Genomic DNA, 24,865 nt, shown 5'->3' on the forward strand with positions numbered 1-24,865 from the left:
AGTTCAAACCGCGGCGCACTCGGCTCACGAATTCTTGTCCGCTTTGGTGCGTGCCTGCGTGGGGGTCTGGGCAAGCGGCGCGCTGTTCGGATCCTGATCGGCGTCCATCGGCACCATGTGGGCGCGCACCATGTCGCCTGGGCGAACACGCTGAATACCGTTCACGACGATGCGGTCGGTCGCCTGCAAACCACCCTTGACCACACGCAGATTGCCTTGCATGGAGCCCACCGAAATCCCGCGATACACGACGTGATTGCTCTGGTCGACCACCAGTACGAACTTCTTGTCCTGATCGGTGCCGACCGCGGCGTCGTCGATCAGCAGCGCCGGATGCGGCGCGCTGCCACCCACCTTCACGCGTGCATACAGACCCGGGATCAACGCACCATCCTGGTTATCGAAGCGCGCGCGCACCCGGATCGTGCCGGACGACGTATCGAGACGGTTGTCGACCGATTCGATCGTGCCGCTGCGCGAGTAGCCGGTTTCATCGGCGAGGCCGAGTTCCACCGGCACCTTGCTGCCGTCTTTCGCACGACTCAGGTATTGCAGGTAGGTCTGTTCGTCCGCGTCGAACGAGGCGTAGATCGGCGAAACCGACACCAGCGTGGTTAGCGGCGTAGCGCTTGCACCCGCTGCCACCACGTTGCCCACCGTGATTTCCGCGCGCGACACGCGGCCCGCCACCGGCGCGACAATCTTCGTGTAGCCGAGATTGATGCGGGCGGTTTCGAGCGCGGCTTGCGCGGCCTTCAGGTTGGCGCTCGCCTCGCGTGCGGCGTTCTGGCGGTCGTCGTAGTCGCGCTTGGCGATCGCGTTGTCGACGATCAGGCGTTGCGCACGCTCCCAGTCGCTTTGCGTGTAACCCGTGCGCGCCTGGGCGGCCGCGAGTTGCGCTTCGGCGCGATCCACTTCCGCCGCGTACGGACGCGGGTCGATCACGAATAACGTGTCGCCCTTCTTCACGAGCGCGCCGTCTTTGAAGTTGACGGACACGATCGTGCCCGGCACCTGCGAACGCACGTCCACTTTTTCGACAGCCTCCAGACGGCCAGAATAGCTCTGCCAGTCGGTAATGGTCTTCTGCACCACCGTGGCGACGTCGACTTCCGGCACGATGGTCGGCGCGGCCGGCGAGCTCGCATCGACGCGGATCGCGCCGAACGTTCCCAGCCCAGCCACGACGATGACGGCAAGCGCTGCAATCGCCACGCGGCGACGGGAAAGAGGAAGAATAGTCATGAAAAGCTCCCGGTATCGTTGATGGATTTCTGCTTATTTCTGTTCATCGATGAGCGCGTGCGTCGAAGCGCCACTGAAAAAATTGCACCGCTTCCTGCAAGGCGGGCGGATGGTCGGCCAGTGCGGCATGCGACACGCTCGGATAGCGGACCACCTGGGTCTGCACTCCCGCATCGATCAGACTGCTGGCGTATTTCTCCGCCTCCACGTGCAGCACGTCGTTTTGCGCCGTCGCGATCAGCGTGGCCGGCAGGCCCGCGAGACGGCACGATTCGAGCGGCGCGGCATACGGATGCATGCGTTGCGACGCTTGCGGCAAGTACGCGCGATAACACGCTGCACACTCTTTAGCCGTGATATCCGAGCCAAGCCGCTTTTCGTCGCCGAGCCGCGTGAGGCTCGGATCGAGCATCGGCCCGAACAGCGCCTGCGCGGCAATCTGCACGTCACCCCGATCACGCGCGATGAAAGCGAGGCAATTGGCCAATTGCCCGCCCGCATCATGGCCGGCTACGCCAACCTTCCTGCTATTACCGCCAAACGCGCGCGCCCGCGTTTGCACCCACAGCGCTGCGCGATGCGCGTCTTCCGGCGCCGCGGGAAACGGAAACTGCGGCGCCAGCGAATAACCCACCGACACGACGAGTGCCGGTAAGTGTTCTGCGAAATACCGTGCGGCGTAGTCGGCCTGCTCGATCGAGCCCTTCGTAAAGCCGCCGCCGTGGAAATAAAGCAATACAGGCAGTGCGGTCTTCTTGCCTTGCCGGTACAAACGCAACGTAATGTCCTGAGCGTGCCCTTCAATCTGCACGTCGGTGACTTCGAGTGCCGTGCTGTCCGCCTCTGCCAGGCTGATGCTGGAGGGAACGAAAGAGTACGGCGGTTTAAATGCATCCATGTCGAGCCGCGCAATGCGCATAGAACTTCAATGGTGCGAATTGTGGGTTCGGCAGACTCGTAAATAAATGCCTATAATCCGGCAACACAATTCGGCGCCCCTGAACAATCAGCTGCGATTGTCTGCGGATTCGTTTTCCCGCCCGGTGCGCCCGCCCCTTCCGGAGGTTTGCAATGGACCGGCTTCAGGCCATGCAAGTGTTCACGCGTGTCGTCGACACAAATAGCTTTACCCGCGCAGCGGAAACGCTCGACCTGCCGCGCGCATCCGTTACTACCATCATTCAGAATCTCGAAGCGTTCCTCGGCACGCGCCTGATGCACCGGACCACGCGGCGTCTGTCGCTCACGCCGGACGGCGCGGCGTACTACGAACGTTGCGTGCGCATCCTTGCGGATGTCGAAGAGACCGAAGCCAGTTTTCAGAGCGGCAATAAAAAGCCGCACGGCAAGCTTCGCATCGACATGCCGGGGTCGATCGGCCGCCTGCTGGTGATTCCTTCGCTGTGTGAATTCCACACACGCTATCCGGACATCGATCTGCAACTCGGCTTGACGGATCGCCCGGTCGACCTGCTGCAGGAAGGCGTGGATTGCGTGGTACGCGTGGGCGCGCTACAGGATTCCTCGCTGGTGGCGCGACGTATCGGCCTGTTCGAGGGGGTGACCTGTGCGGCGCCGGATTACATCGAGCGGGCGGGTATGCCGTCTTCACTCGAAGATCTGGAGAATCACAAAGCAGTCAATTACTTCTCAAGCCGCACGGGACGCACGCTCGATTGGGCCTTCATGGTGGATGGCAAAGAAGTTGAAGTGAAGATGAAGAGCATCGTGTCGGTGAACGACGCGGACGCCTACGTGACTTGCGGACTTGAAGGCTTCGGTTTGATTCAGCCGGCGCTCTTCATGGTGCTGCCGCATCTGCGGTCGGGTCAGTTGGTGGAAGTGTTGCCGGAACTGAAGCCTTTGCCGATGCCAATTTCCGCAGTCTATCCGCACAGTCGCCATCTGTCGCCTAAAGTCCGCGTTTTCGTAGACTGGATTGCGGAGCTGTTCGATCGTTGCCCGTTGTTGAGCGGACGCGGTACGCTCGACGCAACCTGTACGAAGCGTACTTTCGAAGAACGCGAGTCTGCACCGACACTCGACACACCCGTAATCACCGAATGGGTTGCGTGAGCAACTAGCATTGAACGGCAATTGAAGTACAGTTTCTGGAACAGTGAATTCCAACCGCGGCGCTAATGCCGCGGTTACCTCGATCTACCGCCATTCGCGCGGCCTTCACAACGATTGTTCCAGAATCGCGACAATTCATTTCGCGAAAGTGCGATTTATCCGCACTGCGTCGAAGTCTACATTTCACCCTGTCGCGGCGCTGCTTGCGCTGCAAACGAATCGACAGAGGTGAATCATGAAACGCAATCTCCTGGCAGGTCTCGCTCTCTCGCTGCTTGCAAGCGCACCGGTATTCGCACAGAGCAATGGCGGCGGTATCGGCCGCGCCGGTACTTATGAAACGCAACCCGCCGCAACAGTGGCCGCGACCGGCAAGACGCGCGCTGAAGTGCAGGCTGAACTGGTCGCCGCGTATCGCGACGGTTCATTGCCTTCGCTGAATCGCACCACGTATCCGAACAAGGGCCTGGTCGGTCAAACGCAGGCGGCACGTATTGCCCTGCAGGAAGGCCACGACGGCGACGTCACGCGCGTAGCCGAAAAACAGTAACGCACTGAAGTGAAGCTGCCGCAATGATTCGGTTTCCAAAAGAAACGCTCAGCGCGGCGCCAACCATGCACTCTTCAAAAAGGAGCACATCATGACACCCTCTGAACTCGACCATTGGGATACTGACGCACCCGTCTGGACGCCGTACCGCGCGCCGCAACGGTAAGTGTGTTGTTGGTAGCAGATGAGCCTGGCTGCGGTGACGATCCTCCGCAGCCAGGTTTGTTGGCTAGATAGAACTAACGTTTCGGCACGCCATCACGCCACTCGCCCCAATGCGTGGCGATATCCTGCACGAGCGGATTGCCGGAACGGAACAGGTTTTCAATCGCAATCGTGAAGCCACCTTGCGACGCGTAGTTGAGCAGGTTGTCCGCGCTCGTCTGTCCATCATAAGGACGGTCGAAATCGGAGCCCGCCCGCAGCACGGCGACACGATTCAAATCGACCTTGTGTACGGAAGCAGCACGCTTCAGCGCCTCGTAGGTGGCGTTGTCTTCCTGCTGCGTCGTGCAGTAAACCCCTTTGCCGTCCGTCAGAATTTTGGTCCAGTCGCGGGCGCGTTGGCCGATCAACGTGCCGGACCACCACGTATCCCCCGCAAGCGTGTCGCACTGAACCACCGACGGCGGCCGGTTAGCCGGCGCATACGAATACTTGGCCCGCGCGGCCTGAGCCTGTGCGTCGTCCGACAAGGCGACGTTACGCGACAACGCGAACGCCGTATCGGCGAGTTGCGTATTCAACTGGAACACCTCGGTTTTATAGTCCAACGGGGGCTTCGCCGTGGGACCCGTGGTATTGATGCCGAGGTACCCGGTATTCCAGTTCGACGGAATTTCACGCCCATCGATCTCCCACTGAATCCCGAAGTCCACCAGATATTTCGCCCACGCGGCCGAACCCACCGTGCCCTGCTGCGGATCGATCCCGGCGATACCGGCGACCATGAAGTACGTATGCCGCAAATCGAAACGCGGCGAGAACGTCAGCGCCATGATCGACGCCGCCGCGTTGGTGTGCCCCATGCCGGTGGTCATCACGCACACGTCCTGCCTGTTGCAATGGACGGTCGGGTAATCGGGCGACAAGCCGTCTACCGTAATGTCGCGCCACGGTCCAAGCCGGTCGAGCCACACCTGGCCTTCCGGTTGGAACATCGAAATGATCATGACCTTGACGGGGCGGCCGTGCGAGCCAGCGTCGGCTTGCGAGGCATCGCCGTTGTCGTCAGCGCTGGCCGGGCCTGGCGTAAAAACCGCGCAGGCCGCGAGCGTAACAGCGCAGAAAGCGCCGAGTGTGCGAGTCAGCATCGAGTTCTTCCTTTTTGCTTGTGATGCAGGTTGGGAAAGAGTGCCGCTTTCAAGCCGGAAGAAGTATAGGTGTGAGGAAATCATTTGCCACTACGCAGCGCATCATTTCCCGTGCTCGATGTGATCGCTGTGCGAAATCGCATGCAAATCGGCTCAATACGCATTTCTCGCCGGGTTCTTATAATCGATGGTTCGCAGCATGCCCCGAATGAAATCCCGTTCAAAGGTGCACCGCCTTTGTGCACCTCACTTCGTACCTGGAGCATCACGATGGACTATGTGAAACTCGGCCGTACCGGCCTCGATGTATCGCGTCTTTGTCTTGGCTGCATGAGCTACGGCGTGCCCACTCGCGGCACTCACCCCTGGTCGCTCGACGACGAAGCGTCGCGGCCCTTCATCAAACAGGCGCTCGACTACGGCATTAATTTCTTCGACACCGCGAACGTCTATTCGGACGGCACCAGCGAGGAAATCGTCGGCCGCGCGCTGAAGGACTTTGCCAAACGCGATGAGATCGTGCTGGCCACCAAGGTCAACAGCCGCATGCATCCTGGTCCGAACGGCGCCGGTCTGTCGCGCAAGGCGATCATGTCGGAGATCGACAAAAGTTTGCGGCGCCTGGGCACGGACTACGTCGATCTGTATCAGATCCATCGCTGGGACTACGAGACGCCGATCGAAGAAACCATGGAAGCGCTGCACGACGTCGTGAAGGCCGGCAAGGCCCGCTATATCGGCGCGTCGTCGATGTACGCGTGGCAGTTCGCCAAAGCGTTGCACGTCGCGGAAAGCCATGGCTGGACGCGTTTCGTGACGATGCAGAACTACGTGAATCTGCTGTATCGCGAGGAAGAGCGGGAAATGCTGCCGCTGTGCGAAAACGAAGGCATCGGCGTGATTCCGTGGAGTCCGCTGGCACGCGGGCGCCTGACGCGCGACTGGAATACGGAAAGCGCACGCTCCGAAACCGACGAATTCGGCCAAACGCTGTACGCGCAGACCGAAGACGCGGATCGCAAGATTGTGGAACGCGTCAGCAAGATTGCCAGCGACCGCGGTGTGCCGCGCGCGCAGGTCGCGTTAGCGTGGGTGTTGCAGAAGCAGCCGATTACCGCGCCGATTGTCGGCGCGACCAAGCTGCATCATCTGGACGATGCGGTCGCCGCGCTGTCGTTGAATCTGAGCGACGACGAAATCCGTCAGCTTGAAGAACTGTATGTACCGCACGCGGTGACCGGCTTCAAGTAAGCCGGCTTCAAACGCGCGGCACGTCCGGTTCGAAAAACACCCAGCGGACTTGCGGGAACGCCGCCTGCAAGTCCGCCTCGATCACGTTGATCGCGTCCACCATGGCGCGGCCGCTGGCGTAGTCGATCATTTCGGCCTGCACGGCCACCACCACGTGGCGGCCCCATTGCAGCGTAATCATGTTGATGATGCTGCGAATTTCGGTGCGCGCCTGCAAATGCGCCTCGATCGCGCGACGCACTTCCGGGCTCGCCGACTCGCCGACGATCATCGACTTCACCTCGCGCGCCACCAGCCACGCGATCACCATCAGCAGCAGCCCCACGCCGATCGAACCCAGCGCGTCATAGACGGGATTGCCGGTCACCATGGTCAGCAGCACGGCGACGAACGCCATCGCGAGCCCCGCCAGCGCCGCGATATCCTCACCTGCGACCACCAGTAAATCGGATTCGCGCGTCTCGCGAAACCAGCGCCACATGCTTTTGTCCGGATGCGTCTTGCGGATTTCCTTCACCGCGCCCCACAACGACAAGGCCTCCAGCACGACCGACACGCCGAGCACCACCAGCGCGACATACGCGTACTGCAGCGGCTCACGTTCGAACAATCGATGCACGCCCTCATACACCGAGAACGCGCCGCCGACGAAGAACAGCAGCAGCGCTACCAGCAGCGAATAGAAATTGATCTCGCGTCCGCTGCCCATGGGGTGCAACGGGCTCGCCGGTTTGCGCGCTTCACGCAGACCGAATAGCAGGAGCAGCTGGTTACCGCAGTCGGCGGTCGAGTGAATCGCTTCGGCGAACATCGAACCGGAACCGGTGAACGCAGCGGCGGCGAACTTGCAGATCGCGATGCCCAGGTTGGCGGCGAGCGCGTAGAAAATGGCTTTCGGCGATTCTTCTTTCATCGTCGTGGAGGGTGTCGGTGGGGTCGGCGCCAATCATACCGCACCGCCTCCACACGACGAACACGCCCCACCTTGACCGAGAAACCTCAGCGGCGATATCGGCGTAAATATCGCCTTGCCGCCTCAAGACTCAGTTCTTGACCGCTGCGGTCGTTGCGGTCGTTGCTGATGTCGTTACCGCGCCCGCTTCGTGACCCGCCGCTTCCAGAATCAGATTGGCGATTTCCTGCGGATGAGACACGAGCGACAGATGACCCGCATCGAGTTCAATCGTCTTCGCCTTCATACGCGCGGCGAGGAACCGCTCCAGATCGGGAGAGATCGTCTGGTCGTCTTTGGACACGGCATAGAACGTCGGCTTGACGTGCCAGCCGGCCGCCGTGGTCCGCTCACCGAACAGCGAAGCCGCCGTGGGCCATTGTTCCGCATACATCGCTTTCGCCTGGTCGGGCGTGACGCCGTTTGCAAAATAGCGCAGGTAGGCCGTTTCGGAAATAGTGGTCAGGCCGTCATGATTCTCGACGCCCGCACGAACCGGCATGGTCGGAAATTTGCCCGACAGCGCAACGAAATCCTCGCCGGCGTCGGGCGCGCGTGCGGCGACATACACGAGTGCCGAGACTTTCGGATCGTTGCCCACGTCGCTCACGACCGTGCCGGCCCACGAGTGTCCGACCAGCACCGTCGGACCGTCCTGCAAAGCCAGCGCACGGCGCGTGGCCGCATCGGAATCCGCGAGCGACGTGAGCGGGTTCTGAACCGCGGTCACATGTATGCCGGCCGCCTGCAGACGCTCCACCACACCGTTCCAGCTGGAGCCGTCGGCCCAGGCGCCATGCACCAGAACGACATTGTTGGCGCGCACGGGCTGAGTGGTTTGCGCCGATGCTTCGTTAAAGAACAGCGGCGCGGTCAGCGCGACAAGTGCAACGACATGCGGGAGGCGAAAGGATTTCATGACTGATCGGAATAGATTGATGAAGGTCGACGAACTCGATATCGCGGCGTGACCGCGACACGGAGCCAGGTTTTTACGCGTGACTCCAGCGTTAACCCGGTTTCGTCGGCTTTATTCCAAACATTTTTTGCGGCCGCGACAGCCGATAAATTCCGCCGATCGCACCGTTTGAATCAATTCATCGCGCTCAACGCGGCCGTCGAAGCCGCGCGCGGGCCAACCTGAACGGCTCGGCGCATCCGTCGATCACAATCGGATCAGGCCCGCGGATCAGGCGCGCTGTTGTCGTTGCTGCCGACCGTAGTCGTCACCTGGCCGTTGAACAACTGCTTGCCGAGCGCGTCGAGATCCACTGTGCCGGGTTCAGCGATCAGCGCGTAGCCGAGTTGCCCGCGACGCCATGAAACTACGGCCATGCCGTGCACATTGCCGTCCGACGGCGCGGCGTCCGCCTTCGCCTCTTTCAGCACGCACAGCGCGACCGGGTTGCCCTTCTGCGGCAAATAGACGATCTGCACGAGCGCCTTGTCATGAAAGCGTAAGCGCTGCACACGCTTGAACGTGAGGCCCTGGCTGCTCAGATCGGGAATCTGCATCGCGAGGTTGTCGACGTGGCGAATGTCGGCGACGGTGGCGGTCGTCACGTTCATGTCGGGCTGCAACAGCGCGACCGTATCGCGCGTGTAAAGCTGCTGGTAGCCGGCGGCCGCCCTGATCCACGGCATCATGGTGGCGTCGTTCGACGCAGTGACAACGCCACCACTGCCGTTGTTGCCGCTGCCCGCCAATTGCGGCACCAGTCGCAACGCAAGGCCACAACAGAATGCGCCCGCAACGAACGCGACGGCGAGCTTCGGCCACGACAGCGTAGGCAGCAATCTCGCGCGCGGCTTGAGACGATGCACGTTCTCGCCCAAAGACGCTTCCTCGGGTTCGCTGCGGGACGACGCATCGGCAACGCCGGCCGCGTGCTGCTGCGCCGACGCATTCGCGAGGTGCTGACGGATCATCTCGTCGACACTTCGGCTCAACGATTCAGGCACTGGCGGCAGCGATTGCTGATCGAATGCTTCAGCATAGGGAAGTTGTGACGCGCGCAACATCGACACGCGCGAGGCGATCTCCGCGGACTCATGAATCGCATGTTCGACTTTCACGCACTCGTCGTCCGGGAGATCGCCGTCGACGTAAGCTAGCAGGATGGCGTCATCGATCTTCATTGCGCCGCTCTCTGTGTGTTGCCGGTTGAGCGCGCCGCCGACGCGTCGCGCTCGCCGAATTGCACGCCGATAGTCTGGCGCGCGCGGGACAGCCGGCTCATGATCGTGCCGATCGGCACGCCGAGCGTTTCGGCTGCTTCTGCATAGCTCATTCCTTCAACCGCGATCAGCAGCATCACGATCCGTTGCGCGTCGGGCAAACGCTCGACGGCCGCGATGATCTCGCCGCTCAGCAAGCTCGCTTCCGGATTGCGCGCGCCGGGATCGGCCACCGTCTCGAGAAAGTTATCGTCCCATTCCATGCTCGAACGGCTGCGCACATTACGCGCGCGCAATTCGTTGATCCAGGTGGAGTGAACGATCGAGAACATCCAGCTCAGCGGCGACGTACCCGGCTGCAATTGACTGGCGCGTTCGAGCCCTCGCACGCAGGCGCGCTGGAGTACATCTTCGGCGTCGTGCTGATTTCCGCACAGCCGCAAGGAGAATGCCCACAGCCGCGGCAGCATGCCCGGCAGCAAATTCGGCAGATTCTCGGCATCTGCTGTTGACATGATTGACTGGCTGGAAGCAGGGGTTGCGGGCGGGCGAGGCGGCCGAAAAAACGGCCGTTGCGGGCAGGCCACGAAGTTCGCGGATTGTACAACGTTAGTCATACCGCTGCTGCCGCAAAAAATTGCATGGAACCCGGCAATCCGGCCGTGTGAGATAGGGAGCCAACCCCGGTCAGACGCGCTCGAAGTTAGCCGACGCGAACGCCCAGTTCAGATGACGCGAGACCGTCGCCACCAGATAGTCCGGGCGGCGATTCTGATAGTCGAGGTAATACGCGTGCTCCCACACGTCGACCGTGAGCAACGGCGCGAGGCCGGCCGTGAACGGCGTTTCCGCGTTGCCCGTTTTGACGACCGCGAGTTCGCCGCGATCGACCACCAACCATCCCCAGCCGCTACCGAATTGCGACGCCGATGTCGCGACGAGCGCTTTCGATAGCGCTTCGATCGAGCCGAACTTGCGTTCGATCGCGGCCTGCAATTTCGCGCTCGGCGTGGTCGCGGCAGGACTCAGCGAGTTCCAGTAGAAGTTGTGATTCCACGCTTGCGCCGCGTTGTTGAATACGTCGGCGAGCATTGGCTGATCGTGCGACTGCACGATGATCTGCTCGAGCGACGCCTGTTCGAGCGGCGTACCGGCCAGCAGCTTGTGCAGATTGTCGAAGTACGCCCGATGGTGCTTGCCGTAGTGAATCCCAACCGTGCGCGCCGAGATGGTCGGCTCGAGCGCGTTTTCCGCGTACGGCAGCGGTGGCAGCGTTTGCGGCGACACACCGAGGTATGCGGGCACGACGCTGAGCGCGGGCTTCGCGGCAGTCGGCGCCGTCTGGCCGAAAGCAAATCGGGAGAGCGCGACACCGACCGAAGCCAGCGACCCGGTCGCAATCAGGCGACGGCGGGAAATGAGCGAATTGAACATGACAGGTACCGTGATGGTGGAGAGAGCGCGGCCATCGCCCGAATGACGGTGAGTCGTGGCCACTCACACAGAACAGTTGACCTGGCCTGGCTATTCCAACGTAAAACAACTTTTTACGCGCGATGGGCAAGCCGCAACCCATCCACGACGGCAGACAGAAATTCGTTGCGGTGCGGGTGGAATAAAGCGCGTTGCCGTGCGTTTTGCAAAGGACGGTCGAATGATCCGCGGTCCACCCCGACGGACTCGCAGCCGTTGCGGCTCGCGTCGTCGATTCGCTCGCCTGATCTCGTGAAGGCGCGGCGGGCACGCGCTCATCCCTCTACCGGAACTCCACTATGAAACTGCATCGAAACGCAGTGCTTGCCGCACTGTGCGCGGTCACGGCCGTCACGCTCGTCGCATGCGGCGGCGGCAACCACCTGAGTACTCCGACGCCGACGTTGCCGTCGCAATTCAAGGCCACTACGCTCGTCTCGGACGGCAGCGCGAACGCACCGAACATCGATCCCAATCTGAAGAACGGCTGGGGTATCGCGTTCAATCCGACCGGCGTGGTGTGGGTGTCGGACAACAACACGAAGAAGTCGACGCTGTATGACGGCAACGGCGTCGTGCAGTCGCTGGTCGTGACCATTCCGCCGAATGCCGCCGGCGCCGCGGCGGGTCCGACCGGCATTGTGTTCAACAAGAGCACCGACTTCCAGATCAGCGCGAACGGCGGTGCCTCGTCCAATGCGCTGTTCCTGTGGGCGACCGACGCCGGCACGATTGCCGCGTGGTCGCCTAAGGTCTTGCCGACCCAGGCCGTCAATGCCTTTGACGATGGCGCGGGTGGCGCGGTCTACAAGGGTCTCGCGATCGGCGCCAACGCCGGCGCGAATCTGCTATACGCGGCGGACTTCCACAACAAGAAGGTGGATGTGTTCGACAGATCGTTCAACAAGATCCAGCTCACCGGTCACTTCAGCGATCCGAATCTTCCGGCCGGCTTGTCGCCGTTCGGCATCGCGACGATCGGCAGCACGGTGTACGTCACGTACGCGCTGCTCGGTCCCGATGGTCGTACGCAGGTCAACGGTGCGGGCAACGGTGTAGTGGACGCGTTCGACACCGCCGGCAATTTCATCAAACGCATCGCGACTGCCGGTACGCTGAATTCGCCGTGGGGTGTCGCGCTCGCGCCAGCGAATTTCGGCGCGGCGAGCAATCTCTTGCTGGTGGGCAACTTCGGCGACGGCACGATCAATGCGTTCGATCCGAATACCGGCGCGTTTGCGGGCGCACTAATGAACACGGACGGCACGACGTTCAGGCAGCCCGGCATCTGGGGCATCGGCTTCGGCAACGGCTTCGCGAATCAGCCGCTCAATACGCTGTTTTTCGCGGCAGGGCCGACGCCGACGAGTGGCGTGTATGGACGTATCGACGTGACGCCGTAAGCGTGTCGCGCGGCGGGTGATCGACACACGGATACGGACACGGGCGGCCCTGATTCAGGCTGGCCCGTGTACGCCGATCCACTCCCGTGTCACGCCCTTTCCAGCGCCGCCATCTCGCGCACGATCACCAGCAGCATCGACAGACTCGCGCCGCCCGTGGCGCGCAAATCGGCCAGCAAACGACCGTAACGTTCGAGCTGCGCACCACGTTTGTCGCGCCAGGTCTGAACCAGCGCATCCGGCGTCGACGCGTCGTCGGCACCGGTTAGCGCACTCATGGTCAGTGCGCGTTTCAGGCGGGCAAGCTCGGCCAGCGCCGTGGCGCGTGCGAGCATGTCCCAGTGCGTGGGCGCGGGCAACGCCGCTGCACGCTCGCTGATCCAGCTGTAGTTCAGCAGCGTGCCGAGCGCGAAGTACACGCCCGCTACGAGTTCGAGGCTGCGTCCGCAGGTGGACGCCACTTCGGCGATATCGAGCAACGCGGCCGAGATCTCGCCGCTCGCGATCCGCACCGCGAGTTCGCCGTCCACGCCGGCATCCACGAGCACGCGCTGGCGCTCGGACAACGCGTCGAGATCGGCGTCCGGCAACAACGCGGGCCATTGCGGCGCGAGGCGCTGCGCCGCATCGCGGCAGCGCGCGAGCAAGCCGGCCACGTCGCCGTTGCTGACCGCGCCCGCTTGCAACTGCCGCAAAAACCACAGCGCCGAACGTTCCACCAGCCGCGCGACTTCGACGAACATGCGCGCCTGCACGTCGTCGGCGACGCGGTTATCGAGCGCGTCGATACTGCGCCACACGTCGTCGAGATCGAACACGTCGCGCGCCATGATGCAGGCGCGCACGATATCGCCCGGCTGCGCGTCGGTTTCCTCCATCAACCGATGCACGAACTCGCAACCTACCCGGTTCACCAATGCATTGGTCAAATGCGTCGCGAGGATTTCGCGGCGCAACGGGTGGCGCTGCATCGGTTCGCTGAAACGCTGACGCAACGGTTTCGGGAAGTACTCGACCAGCATGTCGCTGACGAGCGGGTCCTCCGGCATGGTCGAGTCGAGCAACGCGTCGTATAGCCACATCTTGCTGTACGCGAGCAGCACCGCGCGTTCGGGCGTGGTGAGGCCTTGTTTCGCCGCCAGCCGTTCGGCGACTTCTTCATCGGTCGGCAGAAACTCGATCACGCGATTCAGGCGCCCCGCGCGTTCGAGATAACGCATCAGACGCGCCTCGGCATCGAGCAGCTCGACGCCGTAGCGGCCCGCAATCGACAGCGCCTGCGTCTGGTAGTAGTTGTCCTGCAACACGAGCAGGCCGACTTCGTCGGTCATTTCGGCGAGCAACGCGTTGCGCTGCTTCTCGGTCATCTCGCCATCCGCCACCACCAGTCCCAGCAGAATCTTGATGTTGACCTCATGGTCCGAGCAGTCGACGCCCGCGGAATTGTCGATCGCATCCGTATTGATGCGGCCGCCGCGCTGCGCGAACTCGATACGCCCGAGTTGCGTGAGACCGAGATTGCCGCCTTCGGCGACGACCTTGCAGTGCAGATCGGCGCCGTTCACGCGGATCGCGTCGTTGGCGCGGTCGCCGACTTGCAGGTGCGTTTCGCGGCTCGCTTTCACATACGTGCCGATGCCGCCGTTGTAAAGCAGATCGACCGGCGCCTGCAAAATCGCCCGCATCAACTCAGTCGGCGCAAGCGCCGGCACGCTGATGCCGAGCACCGCCTGCACCGCCGGCGATAAAGGAATCGTCTTGGCGGTACGCGGAAACACGCCGCCGCCCGCGGAGATCAGCGCTGGATCGTAATCGGCCCAGCTCGAACGATCGAGAACGAACAGGCGCCCACGTTCGGCAAGACTGCTTGCCGGATCGGGGTTCGGATCGAGAAAGATATGCCGGTGATCGAACGCGGCCACCAGCTTGATATGCGGCGACAGCAGCATGCCGTTACCGAACACGTCGCCCGACATATCGCCCACGCCGACCACGGTAAAGTCCATGGTCTGCGTATCCACGCTCATTTCGCGGAAATGCCGCTTGACCGACTCCCACGCGCCGCGCGCGGTGATCGCCATCTTCTTGTGGTCGTAGCCGACCGAGCCGCCCGACGCGAACGCGTCGTCGAGCCAGAAGCCGTATTCCTGCGAGATCGCGTTCGCGTAGTCGGAGAACGTCGCCGTGCCTTTGTCGGCGGCGACCACCAGATAGGGATCGTCGGGATCGTGCCGCACCACGTCGGGCGGCGGCACCACGGTCGTGCCCGCGAGGTTGTCGGTGACGTCGAGCAGGCCGCGCAGGAAGGTCTGATAGCACGCCACGCCTTCGCGCATCCACGCATCGCGCTCGCTTTGCGGCGGCGGATTCTTCACGACGAAGCCGCCCTTCGAACCGACCGGCACGATCACCACGTTCTTCACCATCTGCGCCTTCATCAGGCCGAGCACTTCCGTGCGGAAGTCCTCGCGCCGATCCGACCAGCGCAGACCGCCGCGCGCCACCCGGCCGCCACGCAAATGCACGCCTTCCACGCGTGGCGAGTACACCCAGATTTCGAACATCGGTTTCGGCTCGGGCAAGCCGGGCACTTGCGATGGATCGAACTTGAACGACAGATACGGTTTCGGCCGGCCGTCCGCGTTGAAGCGATAGTAGTTGGTGCGCTGCGTGGCCTTGATCACGCCGAGAAACTGCCGGAGTATGCGGTCCTCGTCGAGATTCGGCACCTGATCGAGCGCGCTGTCGATCGTACGCAGCCAGCCGTCCACGCGCGCCTCGCGTGTCTCGCCCAGCACCGGATCGAAACGTGCGATGAACAGTTCGACCAGCATCCGCGCGATTCCCGGATTACCGGTCACCGCGCGTTCGATATATGCGTCGCTGAAGGTCGAGCCGACCTGGCGCAGATACTTGGCATACGCACGCAGTATCGTCACCTCGCGCGCATTCAGTTGCGCGCGCAACACGAGTCGATTGAAGTCGTCGCTTTCGATCGCGCCGGTCCACACCTGCTCGAACGCTTCCTCGAACAGATCCTTGACCCGTTCGATATCGAACTCCGCGTCGTCCGCGAGTTCCAGGCCGAAGTCATGAATCCACGCGGGGGTAGCGTCCAGCGCTTCGATCAGGTACGGCCGTTCTTCATCGACGCGCACGCCCAGATGCTCCAGCATCGGCAAACTGCGCGACAGCGCGATCGGCAAACCGGCACGGTAGACCTTGAAGCGAAACGCGCGTGGGCCCGCTTCGATCGGGCGATACAGGTTCATCGCAAGCCGCTCGCTGCCCTGCACGCGTTCGATCAACTCGATATCGCGCACCGCAGTACGAGCAGGATAATCGTCGCGATAGCCGGCCGGAAACGAATCCGCGTAGTGTTGCAGCAGACGGTTGCCCTGCTCTTCGCCGAAGGCGTCGAGCAATGCGTCGGCCAGATCGTCCTGCCAGCGGCGCGCCACGTGCACGAGCCGCGCCTCCAGCTCTCGCGTGTCGACGTTGGGCATGCCGCCCGGTTTCGCATGCACGACAAAATGAATGCGCGCCAGCGTCGACTCCGACAGCAGCGGCGTGAATTCAACGCTCTCGCCGTTGAACGCTTCGGCCAGTAAGGTCGCGATACGTTGCCGCAGATCGGTGTTGTATTTGTCGCGCGGCACGAACACCAGACACGACACGAAACGGTCGAAACGGTCACGCCGTATAAACAGACGCGTGCGCTGATGTTCCTGCAAACGCAGCACGCCGAGCGCGATGTCGTAGAGCTGGTTCTCGTCGGCCTGAAACAGTTCGTCGCGCGGATAGGTTTCGAGTACCGTCACCAGCGATTTCGCCAGATGACCTTTCGGCAGGAATCCGGCTCGCCGCACGATATTTGCGCATTTGCGCCGCACGATCGGAATCTCGGCGGCGGAAACGAAATAAGCCGTCGACGTATAAAGGCCGATGAACCGACGCTCGCCGGTCACCTTGCCGTCCGCACCGGTCAGCTTGATGCCGACGTAGTCCAGATAGCCCGGACGATGCACCGTGGCGCGAGAATTCGCCTTGGTCAGAAAGATCGGCGACGAACCGGCGATGATGTCGGCGGCAGCCGGCGGCAACGGCGTGACGTCGGGCGCGCCGATGGGCCGCAGTTCGTCACGCAGAATGCCGAGCCCCGAGCCCGCCACCGGCCGCAAACCGTAGCCGATATCGTGCTGCACCAACTCATAATCGCGTTGGCCGAGAAAGGTGAAATGATCGGCCACCATCCATTCGAGGAACGCGCGCGCCTCGAGTCCTTCCGGCCCGGCCTCCCCGGCTTTCATGCCTTTGATCGTGCCGCGCGCGAGTTCGACGATCTTCGGCCAGTCCTCAACCGCGGCACGCACGTCGCGCAATACCTTCGCGATCTCGTCGCGCAACGCGTCGAGTTTTGCGGCATCGCCGCATCGGTCGACTTCGAAGTGAATGAACGAGGTGAGCTGCGAGCGCGAGTCGGTCGCCTCTTCGGCGCCCTGGCCGACGCGTGTGATCGCCCCGTCGGGGCCGCGCCAGATCCGGAACACCGGATGCACGACCGAATGCAGCGCGAGCCGCAAACCGTTGACCGCCATCGACACCGAATCGACCAGAAACGGCATGTCGTCGTTGACGATCTCGATCACCGTGTGATCGGAATGCCAGCCGTGCTGTTCGAGGATCGGGTTATAGACGCGCAGTCGTTCGGTGCCCGGCACGAAGCGCTGCGCGGTTTGCCAGTGTGCGAGCGCCGCGCCGTAGAGATCGGCGATCGAGCGGCTTTGCAGATCGTCGGCATCGACGAAATCGTAGTAGTGCCGCAGAAAGGGCTCGACGACGTGGAAGGTCGGCTCCGGTAAACGCCCCCGCGCAAATTCGACGACATCGTTCAGCAGGTGTGTAACGGATTCTTCGTTCTTGGCTTGCATGATCAACTCCCCCGGCTGGTGGCTATGGCGAGTATCGATTGATTCGCAGGCATCGACTGAAGGGGGATTATGCACCTGCCACCCTTCACACGATGCGTGAGCACCGTTAGGTTATACCCGCTGACGCCCGCAAGTCCGTTGGTGCGCCGGCATGCCGCTCAGACCACCGGTTGCGAATCCGCGTAGTCTTGCGCGAGCCATGCACGCACCTGTTCGGCGGTCCACGCCGGATCGTCGTGCGGCAGATCGTGGCTCGCCCAACCATGCTCGCGATGCGGCGCTTTCCACGCGGCCGCGAGTTTCATCGAACACACTGGGTCGGCCAGTCTATCGTTGCGCGACGACAGAATCAGCAACGGACAGTGCGGCTGTGCAGCATGCGCGGTAAAACGCGCCGCCGCCCACAATTGCCGCAGCGCATTGCCGCGACTCACCGGTCTGCTGCGGCGAATCGCGCTCCATGCGTCAAGATCGGCGCCCAATGTTTCAACGTTATTGCAGGTCAGGCGATGAATCCCCTGTTCGGCGCGGCGCGCATCGCTCCAATGCGCTGCGACGCGCAACAGCCCAGGCCACGCCGAAGGCCGCAGCCGCTCCTGCATACGGCTGAACGGCCGCATGCTCGTGTTGATCAGCACCAAACGTTCGATCTCGCCGGGATAGCGCTGCGCCCAGTCCGTCGCCACCATGCCGCCTAACGACATGGCCAGCACGCAATACGGACCCGGCACACCGCTTTGCGCGGCAGCGCGCCGCACGAAACTCACCATGTCCGCGACGCTTGCCGGCGCGCGTAAATGAGCGAACTCGCCGTTGCCCGGCAGATCGATCAGTAATGGACTGTCGATGCCCGCGGCTTCCCGCAGCGTGTCGGGCAAGCGTCCCCAATGACGTGTTTCGCGCGTGAGTCCGCGCAACAGAATCCACGTGCTCATACGATGTCCGGGGTATACCAATGGTCGATCGCGCATTGCAGCAGTTGCTCGCGGCGATTGCCTTGCGGCAGCCAGCGCTGCGACGAAAAAGCCGCGCGCGCCAGGAAGTCGAACAGGTTCGCATGACGCCGCAACACGCGCGCGGTGCGATGCGCCTTGACCGGATTGAACATGCCCTGGCGCGAGAACAGTTGCCGCGGGTTCTTCTTGATCCACAGCCAAGAGCCGAGTTCGAGGGTCATCGGCAGGAAGACGTTGGCGGCGGGCGCGCGGTCGTATGCAAAGTCCCACAGATCGCCGTGCAACAGATATTGATGGCTCTGCGGTTCGAATGCGTAGCCATGATGCGGATGCGCGCGCTCGAACATGGTCTTCAGCACGTACATTTCCGGCAGATGCGGCATCAGCTTGCGGGTTCGCGCGTAGGGAAACCAGATGCTGTCTTTCCAGCCGTAGCCCGAGTGGCAATCGAGCGCGATGCTCAGGGGCCGCGCGGCCAGTTCGGCTTCGACCACTCGTAGCAGCGCGGCGGCCTCCGCCTCCATCGGCTCGCCTTCGCGGCCGCGATACCACGGCAGCCACGCGCCCACGCGCTGACCGCCGGCCAGCAGCGGCACGCGTTCATCGGCGTTCTGCGGCGCGTTGCGCATCAGGTCGACGCCGTTCGGATTGGCGCGTGTGGCCGCCCACATACCGCCGGGGTTGACGATCGGCATAAAGATCAGACGAATCGATTGCAATTGACGTACCAGCAACTCGTCCCATTCGAGCCGCGCGAGGAGCGCGCGCATGTAGTCGAGCACGAGTTGCGAACCGATCCGTTCGAGGCCGTGGATCCCGCCGAAAAAGCCGATGGCCGGCGCGAGTGGATCGGTCGAGCCGATGCTCGCCGTGCGTACGGCGAATTGCCGGCCGCGTACCGTTGTGTCGCAGACGGTGCGGATTTCGAAACTCGCGCTGCCCTGGTCGAGGATCGTATTGAGATCTTCGTACTCCGCAAAACTGTCGGGCAGAAAGCTCAGTGGTTGCGGCATGAGGGCGGTGAAGGGAACTGCAAGGTTATTGGGGACGGCTTGCGGTGATGGTGCAATATAGCCTGGTGGTGGGGGGTCATGCATGACGGTGGGGTTTGTTTGTTGGTTGTGTCATTGGCGTGTCATGGCGGTGTCATTTTTTTTGGGGCTTTGCGGCGGTTTTGGGTGGGCTTTCTCGCTCTGCTTTGTTGGCCTTTCCTTGCGTTCTTAGTGGTCTATTAGCGTTGCCCCTGTGCGGGGCGGCACCTACTTCTCTTTGCCGCGGCAAAGAGAAGTAGGCAAGAGAAAGCCGCTCACACCGCTAATTCTGAAGCGGGTTTCGTGGCGCGCGACGGGCAGTGGTGCATCTGGAATCCGTGCCCCCGCAGATTTACCGGCAGTGACAAAGCAGTCATTCTTCCGGCGGCGCTGCGCGCGCCCTCGGGTAATGTCCAAACCCGCGAGCGGTGTTGACCACTGGTGTTTTCGGCGTCCCGCCGAGGCGAAGCCGACGGCCCCCGCCGAGTCAAATCAACGCTACCGGCCAATCCGTTCCGCCGAGAGCGTAGCGCGAGGCGGGATGAATGACGGCCTTGTCACGAACGCGGAGTGTGCGAGGACACGGATTCCAGATGAGCCACTACCGTGACTGTGCGGGGGACCCGCTTAAGATTTAGCGGTGTGAGCGGCTTTCTCTTGCCTACTTCTCTTCGCCGCGGCAAAGAGAAGTAGGTGCTGCCCCGCACAGGGGCGACGCTAATAGACCACTAAGAACACAAGGAAAGGCCAACACAAAAGAGAGCGCAAGCCCAAACCCCTGACGCCATAAAACTGCCTTAAACCCGCCGCAAAACCTTCACAAACACATATAGTCGTCTAGACGTTGCAACACCTTCACTCAACCGTCACAGACGCTTCCTAGAATGAGCCCCACACATGCTCGACGCATCAGGGGTACTTATGAAGTCAATCCAGGAAGCAATCCGTATCGAACGGCTCAGCAAGACGTTCAACAACGGCCGCAAGGCACTGGACGAAATCGACCTACGCGTCGAAGCAGGCGAAATGGTGGCCTTGATCGGCGCGTCAGGCTCAGGAAAATCGACCCTGTTGCGCCATATAGCCGGCTTCACGCCCTCCGACGCACAACCGTCACAGATCTCGATTCTCGGCCGACCCATCCAGCAAAACGGCCGCATCGTGCGAGAAGTACGCAGCATTCGCCGCGATATCGGCTTCGTGTTCCAGCAATTCAATCTGGTCAACCGCCTCTCCGTCGAAACCAACGTGCTGGTCGGCGCGCTCGCGCGCCTTTCCTGGTGGCGTCGGTTGACCGGTTTTTTTCCGCGCGCGGAACGAGCCCTGTCGATGGCCGCGTTGAATGAGGTCGGCATCGGCGAACACGCACGCGAACGCGCCGCGAATCTCTCCGGCGGCCAGCAGCAACGCGCCGCACTGGCGCGCGCATTAGTGCAACGCGCACGCATCGTGCTAGCGGATGAACCGATCGCCTCGCTCGATCCCGAATCGTCACGCCGCGTGATGGACATGCTCCGCGCGCTGAACGTCGAGCATCAACTCACCGTGCTGGTGTCACTGCATCAGGTCGACATCGCGATGCAATATTGCCCGCGCACCGTCGCGCTGCGCCGTGGGAAAGTGGTCTACGACGGCCCATCGGCCGCGCTCAGCCCCGCGCTGCTCAAGAAACTCTACGGCGACGACGCCCGCGAACTGCTCGACGAAACGCATGACAAAGCGCACGACAAATTACACATTGAATCGCACGATGGCGCGGACGCAAATCACGCGCCGCACGACACCGCGCCCACCGCAGCCGCACAAGACAGCGCCCCGCCGTCCCAGCGTTACGCATTCGCCCTGAATCCCGCGCACTCGAACTGAGCGCGCCAACCCTTTCCGCTCCCCCTACCGGATCTCAACCGATGAAATTCCTGCGTTCACTGATCACGCTGACCGTCGGCGCGGCCGCCTTCGCCAGCGCCGCCACCGCCTACGCCGAAGACATCAACCTCGGCATCATCTCGACCGATTCGTCCTCGGTGCTGAAACAGCGCTGGGAACCGCTGATCGCCGACATGAACAAGCAAACCGGCCTGAACATCAAAGCGTTTTTCGCGACCGACTACGCCGGCATCATCGAAGGCATGCGCTTTAACAAGGTACAGGTCGGCTATTTCGGCAATGCGTCGGCGATCGAAGCGGTGGATCGCTCGCAAGGCGAAGTGTTCGCGAAGGTCCAGTACGCGAACGGCGCCGCCGGCTACAACTCGGTGCTGATCACGAACGTGAACAGCCGCTTCAAGACGCTCGACGACGTCTTCAAAAACACGAAAGACGTCACGCTCGGTTATGGCGATCCGAACTCCACCTCGGGCACGCTGATTCCCGGCTATTACCTGTTCGCGAAGCACAACGCGCCGGTCAATACGTCGTTCAAGACGGTGCTGCCGTCGAGCCATGAAGCGAACCTGCTGGCCGTGGTGAACAACAAGATCGACATCGCGACGAACAACACCGAAATGCTCGACACGCTGAAGCAACAGCATCCGGACAAGTTCGCCCAGGTTCGCGTGCTGTGGACCTCGCCGCTGATTCCGTCGGACCCGCTGGTGTGGCGCAAGGATCTGCCGCAAGCCACCAAAGACAAACTGCGCAACTTCTTCCTGAACTACGCGAAGAGCGACCCGCATGAAAAAGCCGTGATGGCGGGGATTTTCGGCTACAGCGGTTTCTCGGCTTCGTCGGATGCGCAACTGTTGCCGATTCGCCAGGTCGCGCTGTTCCAGCAAAAGCAGAAGATCGAGGCCGACGCGCATCTGTCCAACGACGATCGCAAAACCCAACTGGCCGCGCTCGACGCCAAGCTGAGCGCGCTCAACACCGAGCAAGCCAAGCCATGAATACGGCCGATCTGATCGCGTCGCCGGCACGCGCGAGCGAAACGCTCGCCGCGCAGGCGGTGGCTCAGCCCGCCCCGGCGGCACGCAAGCGCAGCTGGTTTTCGCTGCTCGGTTGGATCGCCCTGTTCGCGGTGCTGGGTAGCGCATGGCATAGCGCCGACATGCGTCCGCTGGATCTGGTGAGCGACTCCGGCAACATGGGCCAGTTCGCGAAAGACTTCTTCCCGCCGAACTTCACCGAATGGCGCACGTATCTGCATGAAATGATCGTGACGCTTTCCGTGGCGGTGTGGGGCACCGCGCTCTCGCTCGTCTGCGCGATACCGTGCGGCCTGATGTCGGCGCACAACATCGCGCCGATGTGGATCGTGCAACCGGTACGCCGCTTGATGGACGCATGCCGCGCGATCAATGAAATGGTCTTCGCGATGCTGTTCATCGTCGCGGTCGGACTCGGGCCTTTTGCAGGCGTGCTGGCGCTGTGGGTTCACACCACCGGCGTGCTTGCCAAACTGTTCGCCGAAGCGGTCGAGGCGATCGATCCGCGCCCGGCAGAAGGCATCCGCGCAACCGGCGCCAGCCCGCTCGACGAAATCATTTACGCCGTGCTGCCGCAAGTGCTGCCGCTGTGGATCTCGTACGCGTTGTATCGCTTCGAATCGAACGTGCGCTCGGCAATGGTGGTCGGCATGGTCGGCGCGGGCGGCATCGGCGTGGTGCTGTACGAAGCGATCCGCTCGTTCGACTATGCGCAAACCTCCGCGGTCATGATCATGGTGATCGTGGTGGTGTCGGCGATCGACATGGCCTCCGCGTGGCTGCGTGAGCGCGTGATCTGAAACGTCGTGCGCGATGCAAAGCGGTGCAATGCCGTGTCGCGCCGCTATCATCAAGGCCGGAGCGGCGCGGCGCCATCGCGCAGCGCCGCGTCGACCCTGGTGAAAAACGCATCGTAGTCTTCGCGCGCGAGCACGGTTTTCGTCCGGGCGTCGCCGTTGCTGTCCCACACGGTATTGTCGAAACGCGCCCTCACGATCACACCCGAATCGCTAACAGCCGGCCGCACGCTGACGAGCGCCGTGGTGTACTGGTGATCCGGTTTGGCCGGCAGCGCGCCAAGACGTGCTTTCAGTACGCCCCGCACCACTTCACGCCATTTCTTCACCAGCACTTCGCTGCGGCCGCCCTCCACAAGCGCGGTATCGGCTTCCACGGTGACCGGCGCGTAGCCGCTCGCTTTCAACGCGGCCGCGACGGCCGCGAGCACCCGCTCACTCGAAACGCCCGCGAAGTGGTGATCCCGCATGCCGGCCAGCGCGTTGCGTTCGGTCTCGGTCAGATCGACGCTCACCTGTGCCGAACTGAATTTCACCAGCGTGCCGCCGGATCCCGTGACCCGTTGATTCGGGTCCGGCGTGCTGCACGCCCCCACCGACGCGACCACCCCCGCGCCGACGAAAACACGCAGCCATAACGGCCACTCGCTCGCAAGCGAATAACAGAAAATCTTGGATCTGGCATACGGCGACGTGGACAAAGCCATTGCGATAACCGGGTGGAGAAAGCGTTATCGTAAAAGCGCCGGGCCGGTATCTTCAATTGATAGTTTCTGTTAGAAATACAAGCAATACTTGGATATAGGGCTTTTCTCGATGCGCCGCCTGCCGCCTCTGAATACCTTGCGCAGTTTCGAAGCCGCCGGCCGCCTCGGCAGTCTCAGCAAAGCCGCCGAAGAACTATGCGTCACGCACAGCGCGGTCACGCAACAGATCCGTTTGCTTGAAGAGTATCTCGGCCAGAAGCTGTTCGAACGCCGTGGCCGCAAGCTGGAAATGACGGCGCGCGCCAAACACTATCTGGTCGACGTTGCCAGTTGCCTCGGCCGCCTGAGCGAAGCCACCGAGCAGATGGGCGGCCCCGCCACACGCCGCACGATCCGGGTGAATACCACCGCTTCGTTCGCGCACGGCTGGCTGATTCCGCGGCTTGCGCAGTTTCACGCGCTGCAAGCCGATGTCGACGTCGAGATCGTCGCCGCCCCCGACCAGAAAATCGACCTCACCGACGAATCGCACGATGTGATCATCCGCCGCTTCGAGCCGAATCTGCGGCGCTACGGCTTCGATTCGCGCATGCTGATCGCGAACATCGCGGTGCCGGTGTGCTCGCCCGAACTGCGGGAGCTCGCGGCATTGCGCACGCCGGACGATCTGCGCCAGGTGCGTCTGCTGCATTTCGCCGGGATTCCCGAAGCATGGCAGTACTGGTTCCGCTGCGCGAACGTGATTGTCGGCGAAACGCTCAGCGGCCCGTTCTACGAACAGTTCTTCCTGCTGGTGCAGGCGGCTGCAAGCGGCCTGGGCGTGGCGCTCGCCCCGCGCGCGATCGTCGAGGAAGACGTGCAGCGCGGGCGTCTGGTGATGCTCTTTCCCGAAGTCCGACTCGAAGGGCCGCCGTTTCACTGCCTGTATCGCGCGGCGCCGCAGGACCGAGAACTCAAGCTGTTTCTCGACTGGCTGTTCGATGCGGGACTTAAGACAACTGGCGCCGAATCGGAAGACACGGCTAAGTCCGTGTAACTGAAAGCGTCATTCGATCGGGTGTTGGTTCATGCGCGAGAA

Annotated in this window: 20 protein-coding genes; 8 read left to right on the plus strand and 12 right to left on the minus strand. The window is 62.4% G+C overall.

Annotation, left to right across the window (positions count from 1 at the left end):
- Positions 1–24 precede the first annotated feature (24 nt).
- Positions 25–1,245: an efflux RND transporter periplasmic adaptor subunit gene (locus FA94_RS31500; RefSeq protein ID WP_035558922.1), complete on the minus strand. Its 1,221-nt coding sequence runs from the start codon at positions 1,243–1,245 to the stop codon at positions 25–27.
- Positions 1,246–1,288: 43 nt separating this feature from the next.
- Positions 1,289–2,143, minus strand: a complete 855-nt coding sequence (locus FA94_RS31505; protein ID WP_035563645.1) for an alpha/beta hydrolase — start codon at positions 2,141–2,143, stop codon at positions 1,289–1,291.
- Positions 2,144–2,316: 173 nt separating this feature from the next.
- On the opposite strand from FA94_RS31505, the gene FA94_RS31510 reads away from it, so the two are divergent.
- Positions 2,317–3,321, plus strand: coding sequence for a LysR family transcriptional regulator (locus tag FA94_RS31510; protein WP_035558925.1), 1,005 nt, complete (start codon positions 2,317–2,319; stop codon positions 3,319–3,321).
- Positions 3,322–3,556: 235 nt separating this feature from the next.
- Positions 3,557–3,871, plus strand: coding sequence for a DUF4148 domain-containing protein (locus FA94_RS31515; protein ID WP_035558929.1), 315 nt, complete (start codon positions 3,557–3,559; stop codon positions 3,869–3,871).
- Between the two features lie 239 nt (positions 3,872–4,110).
- Here the strand turns inward: FA94_RS31515 and FA94_RS31520 are convergent, their stop codons facing one another.
- Positions 4,111–5,184 (minus strand): purine-nucleoside phosphorylase, encoded by a 1,074-nt coding sequence (locus FA94_RS31520; RefSeq protein ID WP_035558932.1) that lies wholly within the window; start codon positions 5,182–5,184, stop codon positions 4,111–4,113.
- A 270-nt stretch (positions 5,185–5,454) separates the two neighbouring features.
- Between FA94_RS31520 and FA94_RS31525 the strand changes: the two genes are divergently transcribed.
- Complete coding sequence (locus FA94_RS31525; protein ID WP_035558935.1) at positions 5,455–6,435, plus strand: aldo/keto reductase; 981 nt, start codon at positions 5,455–5,457, stop codon at positions 6,433–6,435.
- Positions 6,436–6,442: 7 nt separating this feature from the next.
- Here FA94_RS31525 and FA94_RS31530 read toward each other — a convergent pair whose 3' ends face one another.
- The 5 genes from FA94_RS31530 to FA94_RS31550 all read right to left on the minus strand — a co-directional run bounded on the left by FA94_RS31530 (position 6,443) and on the right by FA94_RS31550 (position 10,852).
- A complete protein-coding gene (locus FA94_RS31530) occupies positions 6,443–7,348 on the minus strand; it encodes a cation diffusion facilitator family transporter (RefSeq protein ID WP_035558938.1) in 906 nt (301 codons plus the stop codon).
- Positions 7,349–7,478: 130 nt separating this feature from the next.
- Positions 7,479–8,306 carry an alpha/beta fold hydrolase gene (locus FA94_RS31535; protein ID WP_051980967.1) on the minus strand — a complete coding sequence of 276 codons (828 nt, stop codon included), beginning with the start codon at positions 8,304–8,306 and terminating at the stop codon, positions 7,479–7,481.
- A 257-nt stretch (positions 8,307–8,563) separates the two neighbouring features.
- Positions 8,564–9,526, minus strand: a complete 963-nt coding sequence (locus tag FA94_RS31540) for an anti-sigma factor (protein ID WP_035558941.1) — start codon at positions 9,524–9,526, stop codon at positions 8,564–8,566.
- The gene (locus FA94_RS31545) at positions 9,523–10,080 is read right to left on the minus strand and encodes an RNA polymerase sigma factor (protein WP_035558943.1); all 558 of its coding nucleotides are present in this window, start codon (positions 10,078–10,080) and stop codon (positions 9,523–9,525) included. Before FA94_RS31545 ends, FA94_RS31540 begins: the two co-directional genes overlap by 4 nt.
- A 172-nt stretch (positions 10,081–10,252) precedes the next feature.
- Positions 10,253–10,852, minus strand: coding sequence for a superoxide dismutase (locus tag FA94_RS31550; RefSeq protein ID WP_231585158.1), 600 nt, complete (start codon positions 10,850–10,852; stop codon positions 10,253–10,255).
- 485 nt (positions 10,853–11,337) lie between these two features.
- On the opposite strand from FA94_RS31550, the gene FA94_RS31555 reads away from it, so the two are divergent.
- Positions 11,338–12,441: a TIGR03118 family protein gene (locus tag FA94_RS31555; protein WP_051980969.1), complete on the plus strand. Its 1,104-nt coding sequence runs from the start codon at positions 11,338–11,340 to the stop codon at positions 12,439–12,441.
- Positions 12,442–12,530: 89 nt separating this feature from the next.
- Here the strand turns inward: FA94_RS31555 and FA94_RS31560 are convergent, their stop codons facing one another.
- The 3 genes from FA94_RS31560 to FA94_RS31570 form a co-directional block, all read right to left on the minus strand.
- Complete coding sequence (locus FA94_RS31560) at positions 12,531–17,372, minus strand: NAD-glutamate dehydrogenase (protein WP_035558950.1); 4,842 nt, start codon at positions 17,370–17,372, stop codon at positions 12,531–12,533.
- A gap of 158 nt (positions 17,373–17,530) precedes the next feature.
- Positions 17,531–18,307: an alpha/beta fold hydrolase gene (locus tag FA94_RS31565; RefSeq protein ID WP_035558952.1), complete on the minus strand. Its 777-nt coding sequence runs from the start codon at positions 18,305–18,307 to the stop codon at positions 17,531–17,533.
- The gene (locus FA94_RS31570; protein WP_035558955.1) at positions 18,304–19,341 is read right to left on the minus strand and encodes a M14 family zinc carboxypeptidase; all 1,038 of its coding nucleotides are present in this window, start codon (positions 19,339–19,341) and stop codon (positions 18,304–18,306) included. The genes FA94_RS31565 and FA94_RS31570 overlap by 4 nt, the downstream gene beginning before the upstream one ends.
- Positions 19,342–20,280: 939 nt before the next feature.
- Here FA94_RS31570 and phnC point away from each other — a divergent pair.
- The 3 genes from phnC to phnE are packed head-to-tail and all read left to right on the plus strand — an operon-like array spanning position 20,281 to position 23,083.
- A complete protein-coding gene (gene phnC, locus FA94_RS31575) occupies positions 20,281–21,225 on the plus strand; it encodes a phosphonate ABC transporter ATP-binding protein (protein WP_035558958.1) in 945 nt (314 codons plus the stop codon).
- 41 nt (positions 21,226–21,266) lie between these two features.
- On the plus strand, positions 21,267–22,244 hold the full coding sequence (gene phnD / locus FA94_RS31580) for a phosphonate ABC transporter substrate-binding protein (protein WP_035558960.1): 978 nt from the start codon (positions 21,267–21,269) through the stop codon (positions 22,242–22,244).
- Entirely contained in the window at positions 22,241–23,083 is an 843-nt protein-coding gene (phnE, locus tag FA94_RS31585; RefSeq protein WP_035558963.1) for a phosphonate ABC transporter, permease protein PhnE, read from the plus strand. Before phnD ends, phnE begins: the two co-directional genes overlap by 4 nt.
- Positions 23,084–23,133: 50 nt before the next feature.
- On the opposite strand, the gene FA94_RS31590 is transcribed toward phnE, so the two are convergent.
- The gene (locus FA94_RS31590; protein ID WP_231585075.1) at positions 23,134–23,787 is read right to left on the minus strand and encodes a hypothetical protein; all 654 of its coding nucleotides are present in this window, start codon (positions 23,785–23,787) and stop codon (positions 23,134–23,136) included.
- A gap of 88 nt (positions 23,788–23,875) precedes the next feature.
- Here FA94_RS31590 and FA94_RS31595 point away from each other — a divergent pair, with 88 nt between their 5' ends.
- Positions 23,876–24,823, plus strand: a complete 948-nt coding sequence (locus tag FA94_RS31595) for a LysR substrate-binding domain-containing protein (RefSeq protein ID WP_231585076.1) — start codon at positions 23,876–23,878, stop codon at positions 24,821–24,823.
- Positions 24,824–24,865 lie beyond the last annotated feature (42 nt).

The sequence above is a fragment of the Burkholderia sp. 9120 genome (assembly GCF_000745015.1).
Classification (GTDB): Bacteria; Pseudomonadota; Gammaproteobacteria; order Burkholderiales; family Burkholderiaceae; genus Paraburkholderia.

Excerpts from the sequence above, each read along its gene's own strand:
- phnD (WP_035558960.1), top strand. The coding sequence starts at position 21,267 with ATGAAATTCCTGCGTTCACTGATCACGCTGACCGTCGGCGCGGCCGCC.
- FA94_RS31530 (WP_035558938.1), bottom strand. The coding sequence starts at position 7,348 with ATGAAAGAAGAATCGCCGAAAGCCATTTTCTACGCGCTCGCCGCCAAC.
- FA94_RS31565 (WP_035558952.1), bottom strand. The coding sequence starts at position 18,307 with ATGAGCACGTGGATTCTGTTGCGCGGACTCACGCGCGAAACACGTCAT.
- FA94_RS31590 (WP_231585075.1), bottom strand. The coding sequence starts at position 23,787 with ATGGCTTTGTCCACGTCGCCGTATGCCAGATCCAAGATTTTCTGTTAT.
- FA94_RS31515 (WP_035558929.1), top strand. The coding sequence starts at position 3,557 with ATGAAACGCAATCTCCTGGCAGGTCTCGCTCTCTCGCTGCTTGCAAGC.
- FA94_RS31525 (WP_035558935.1), top strand. The coding sequence starts at position 5,455 with ATGGACTATGTGAAACTCGGCCGTACCGGCCTCGATGTATCGCGTCTT.
- FA94_RS31505 (WP_035563645.1), bottom strand. The coding sequence starts at position 2,143 with ATGGATGCATTTAAACCGCCGTACTCTTTCGTTCCCTCCAGCATCAGC.
- FA94_RS31510 (WP_035558925.1), top strand. The coding sequence starts at position 2,317 with ATGGACCGGCTTCAGGCCATGCAAGTGTTCACGCGTGTCGTCGACACA.
- FA94_RS31540 (WP_035558941.1), bottom strand. The coding sequence starts at position 9,526 with ATGAAGATCGATGACGCCATCCTGCTAGCTTACGTCGACGGCGATCTC.
- FA94_RS31570 (WP_035558955.1), bottom strand. The coding sequence starts at position 19,341 with ATGCCGCAACCACTGAGCTTTCTGCCCGACAGTTTTGCGGAGTACGAA.
- phnC (WP_035558958.1), top strand. The coding sequence starts at position 20,281 with ATGAAGTCAATCCAGGAAGCAATCCGTATCGAACGGCTCAGCAAGACG.
- FA94_RS31535 (WP_051980967.1), bottom strand. The coding sequence starts at position 8,306 with ATGAAATCCTTTCGCCTCCCGCATGTCGTTGCACTTGTCGCGCTGACC.
- FA94_RS31555 (WP_051980969.1), top strand. The coding sequence starts at position 11,338 with ATGAAACTGCATCGAAACGCAGTGCTTGCCGCACTGTGCGCGGTCACG.
- FA94_RS31545 (WP_035558943.1), bottom strand. The coding sequence starts at position 10,080 with ATGTCAACAGCAGATGCCGAGAATCTGCCGAATTTGCTGCCGGGCATG.
- FA94_RS31500 (WP_035558922.1), bottom strand. The coding sequence starts at position 1,245 with ATGACTATTCTTCCTCTTTCCCGTCGCCGCGTGGCGATTGCAGCGCTT.
- FA94_RS31560 (WP_035558950.1), bottom strand. The coding sequence starts at position 17,372 with ATGCAAGCCAAGAACGAAGAATCCGTTACACACCTGCTGAACGATGTC.
- FA94_RS31520 (WP_035558932.1), bottom strand. The coding sequence starts at position 5,184 with ATGCTGACTCGCACACTCGGCGCTTTCTGCGCTGTTACGCTCGCGGCC.
- phnE (WP_035558963.1), top strand. The coding sequence starts at position 22,241 with ATGAATACGGCCGATCTGATCGCGTCGCCGGCACGCGCGAGCGAAACG.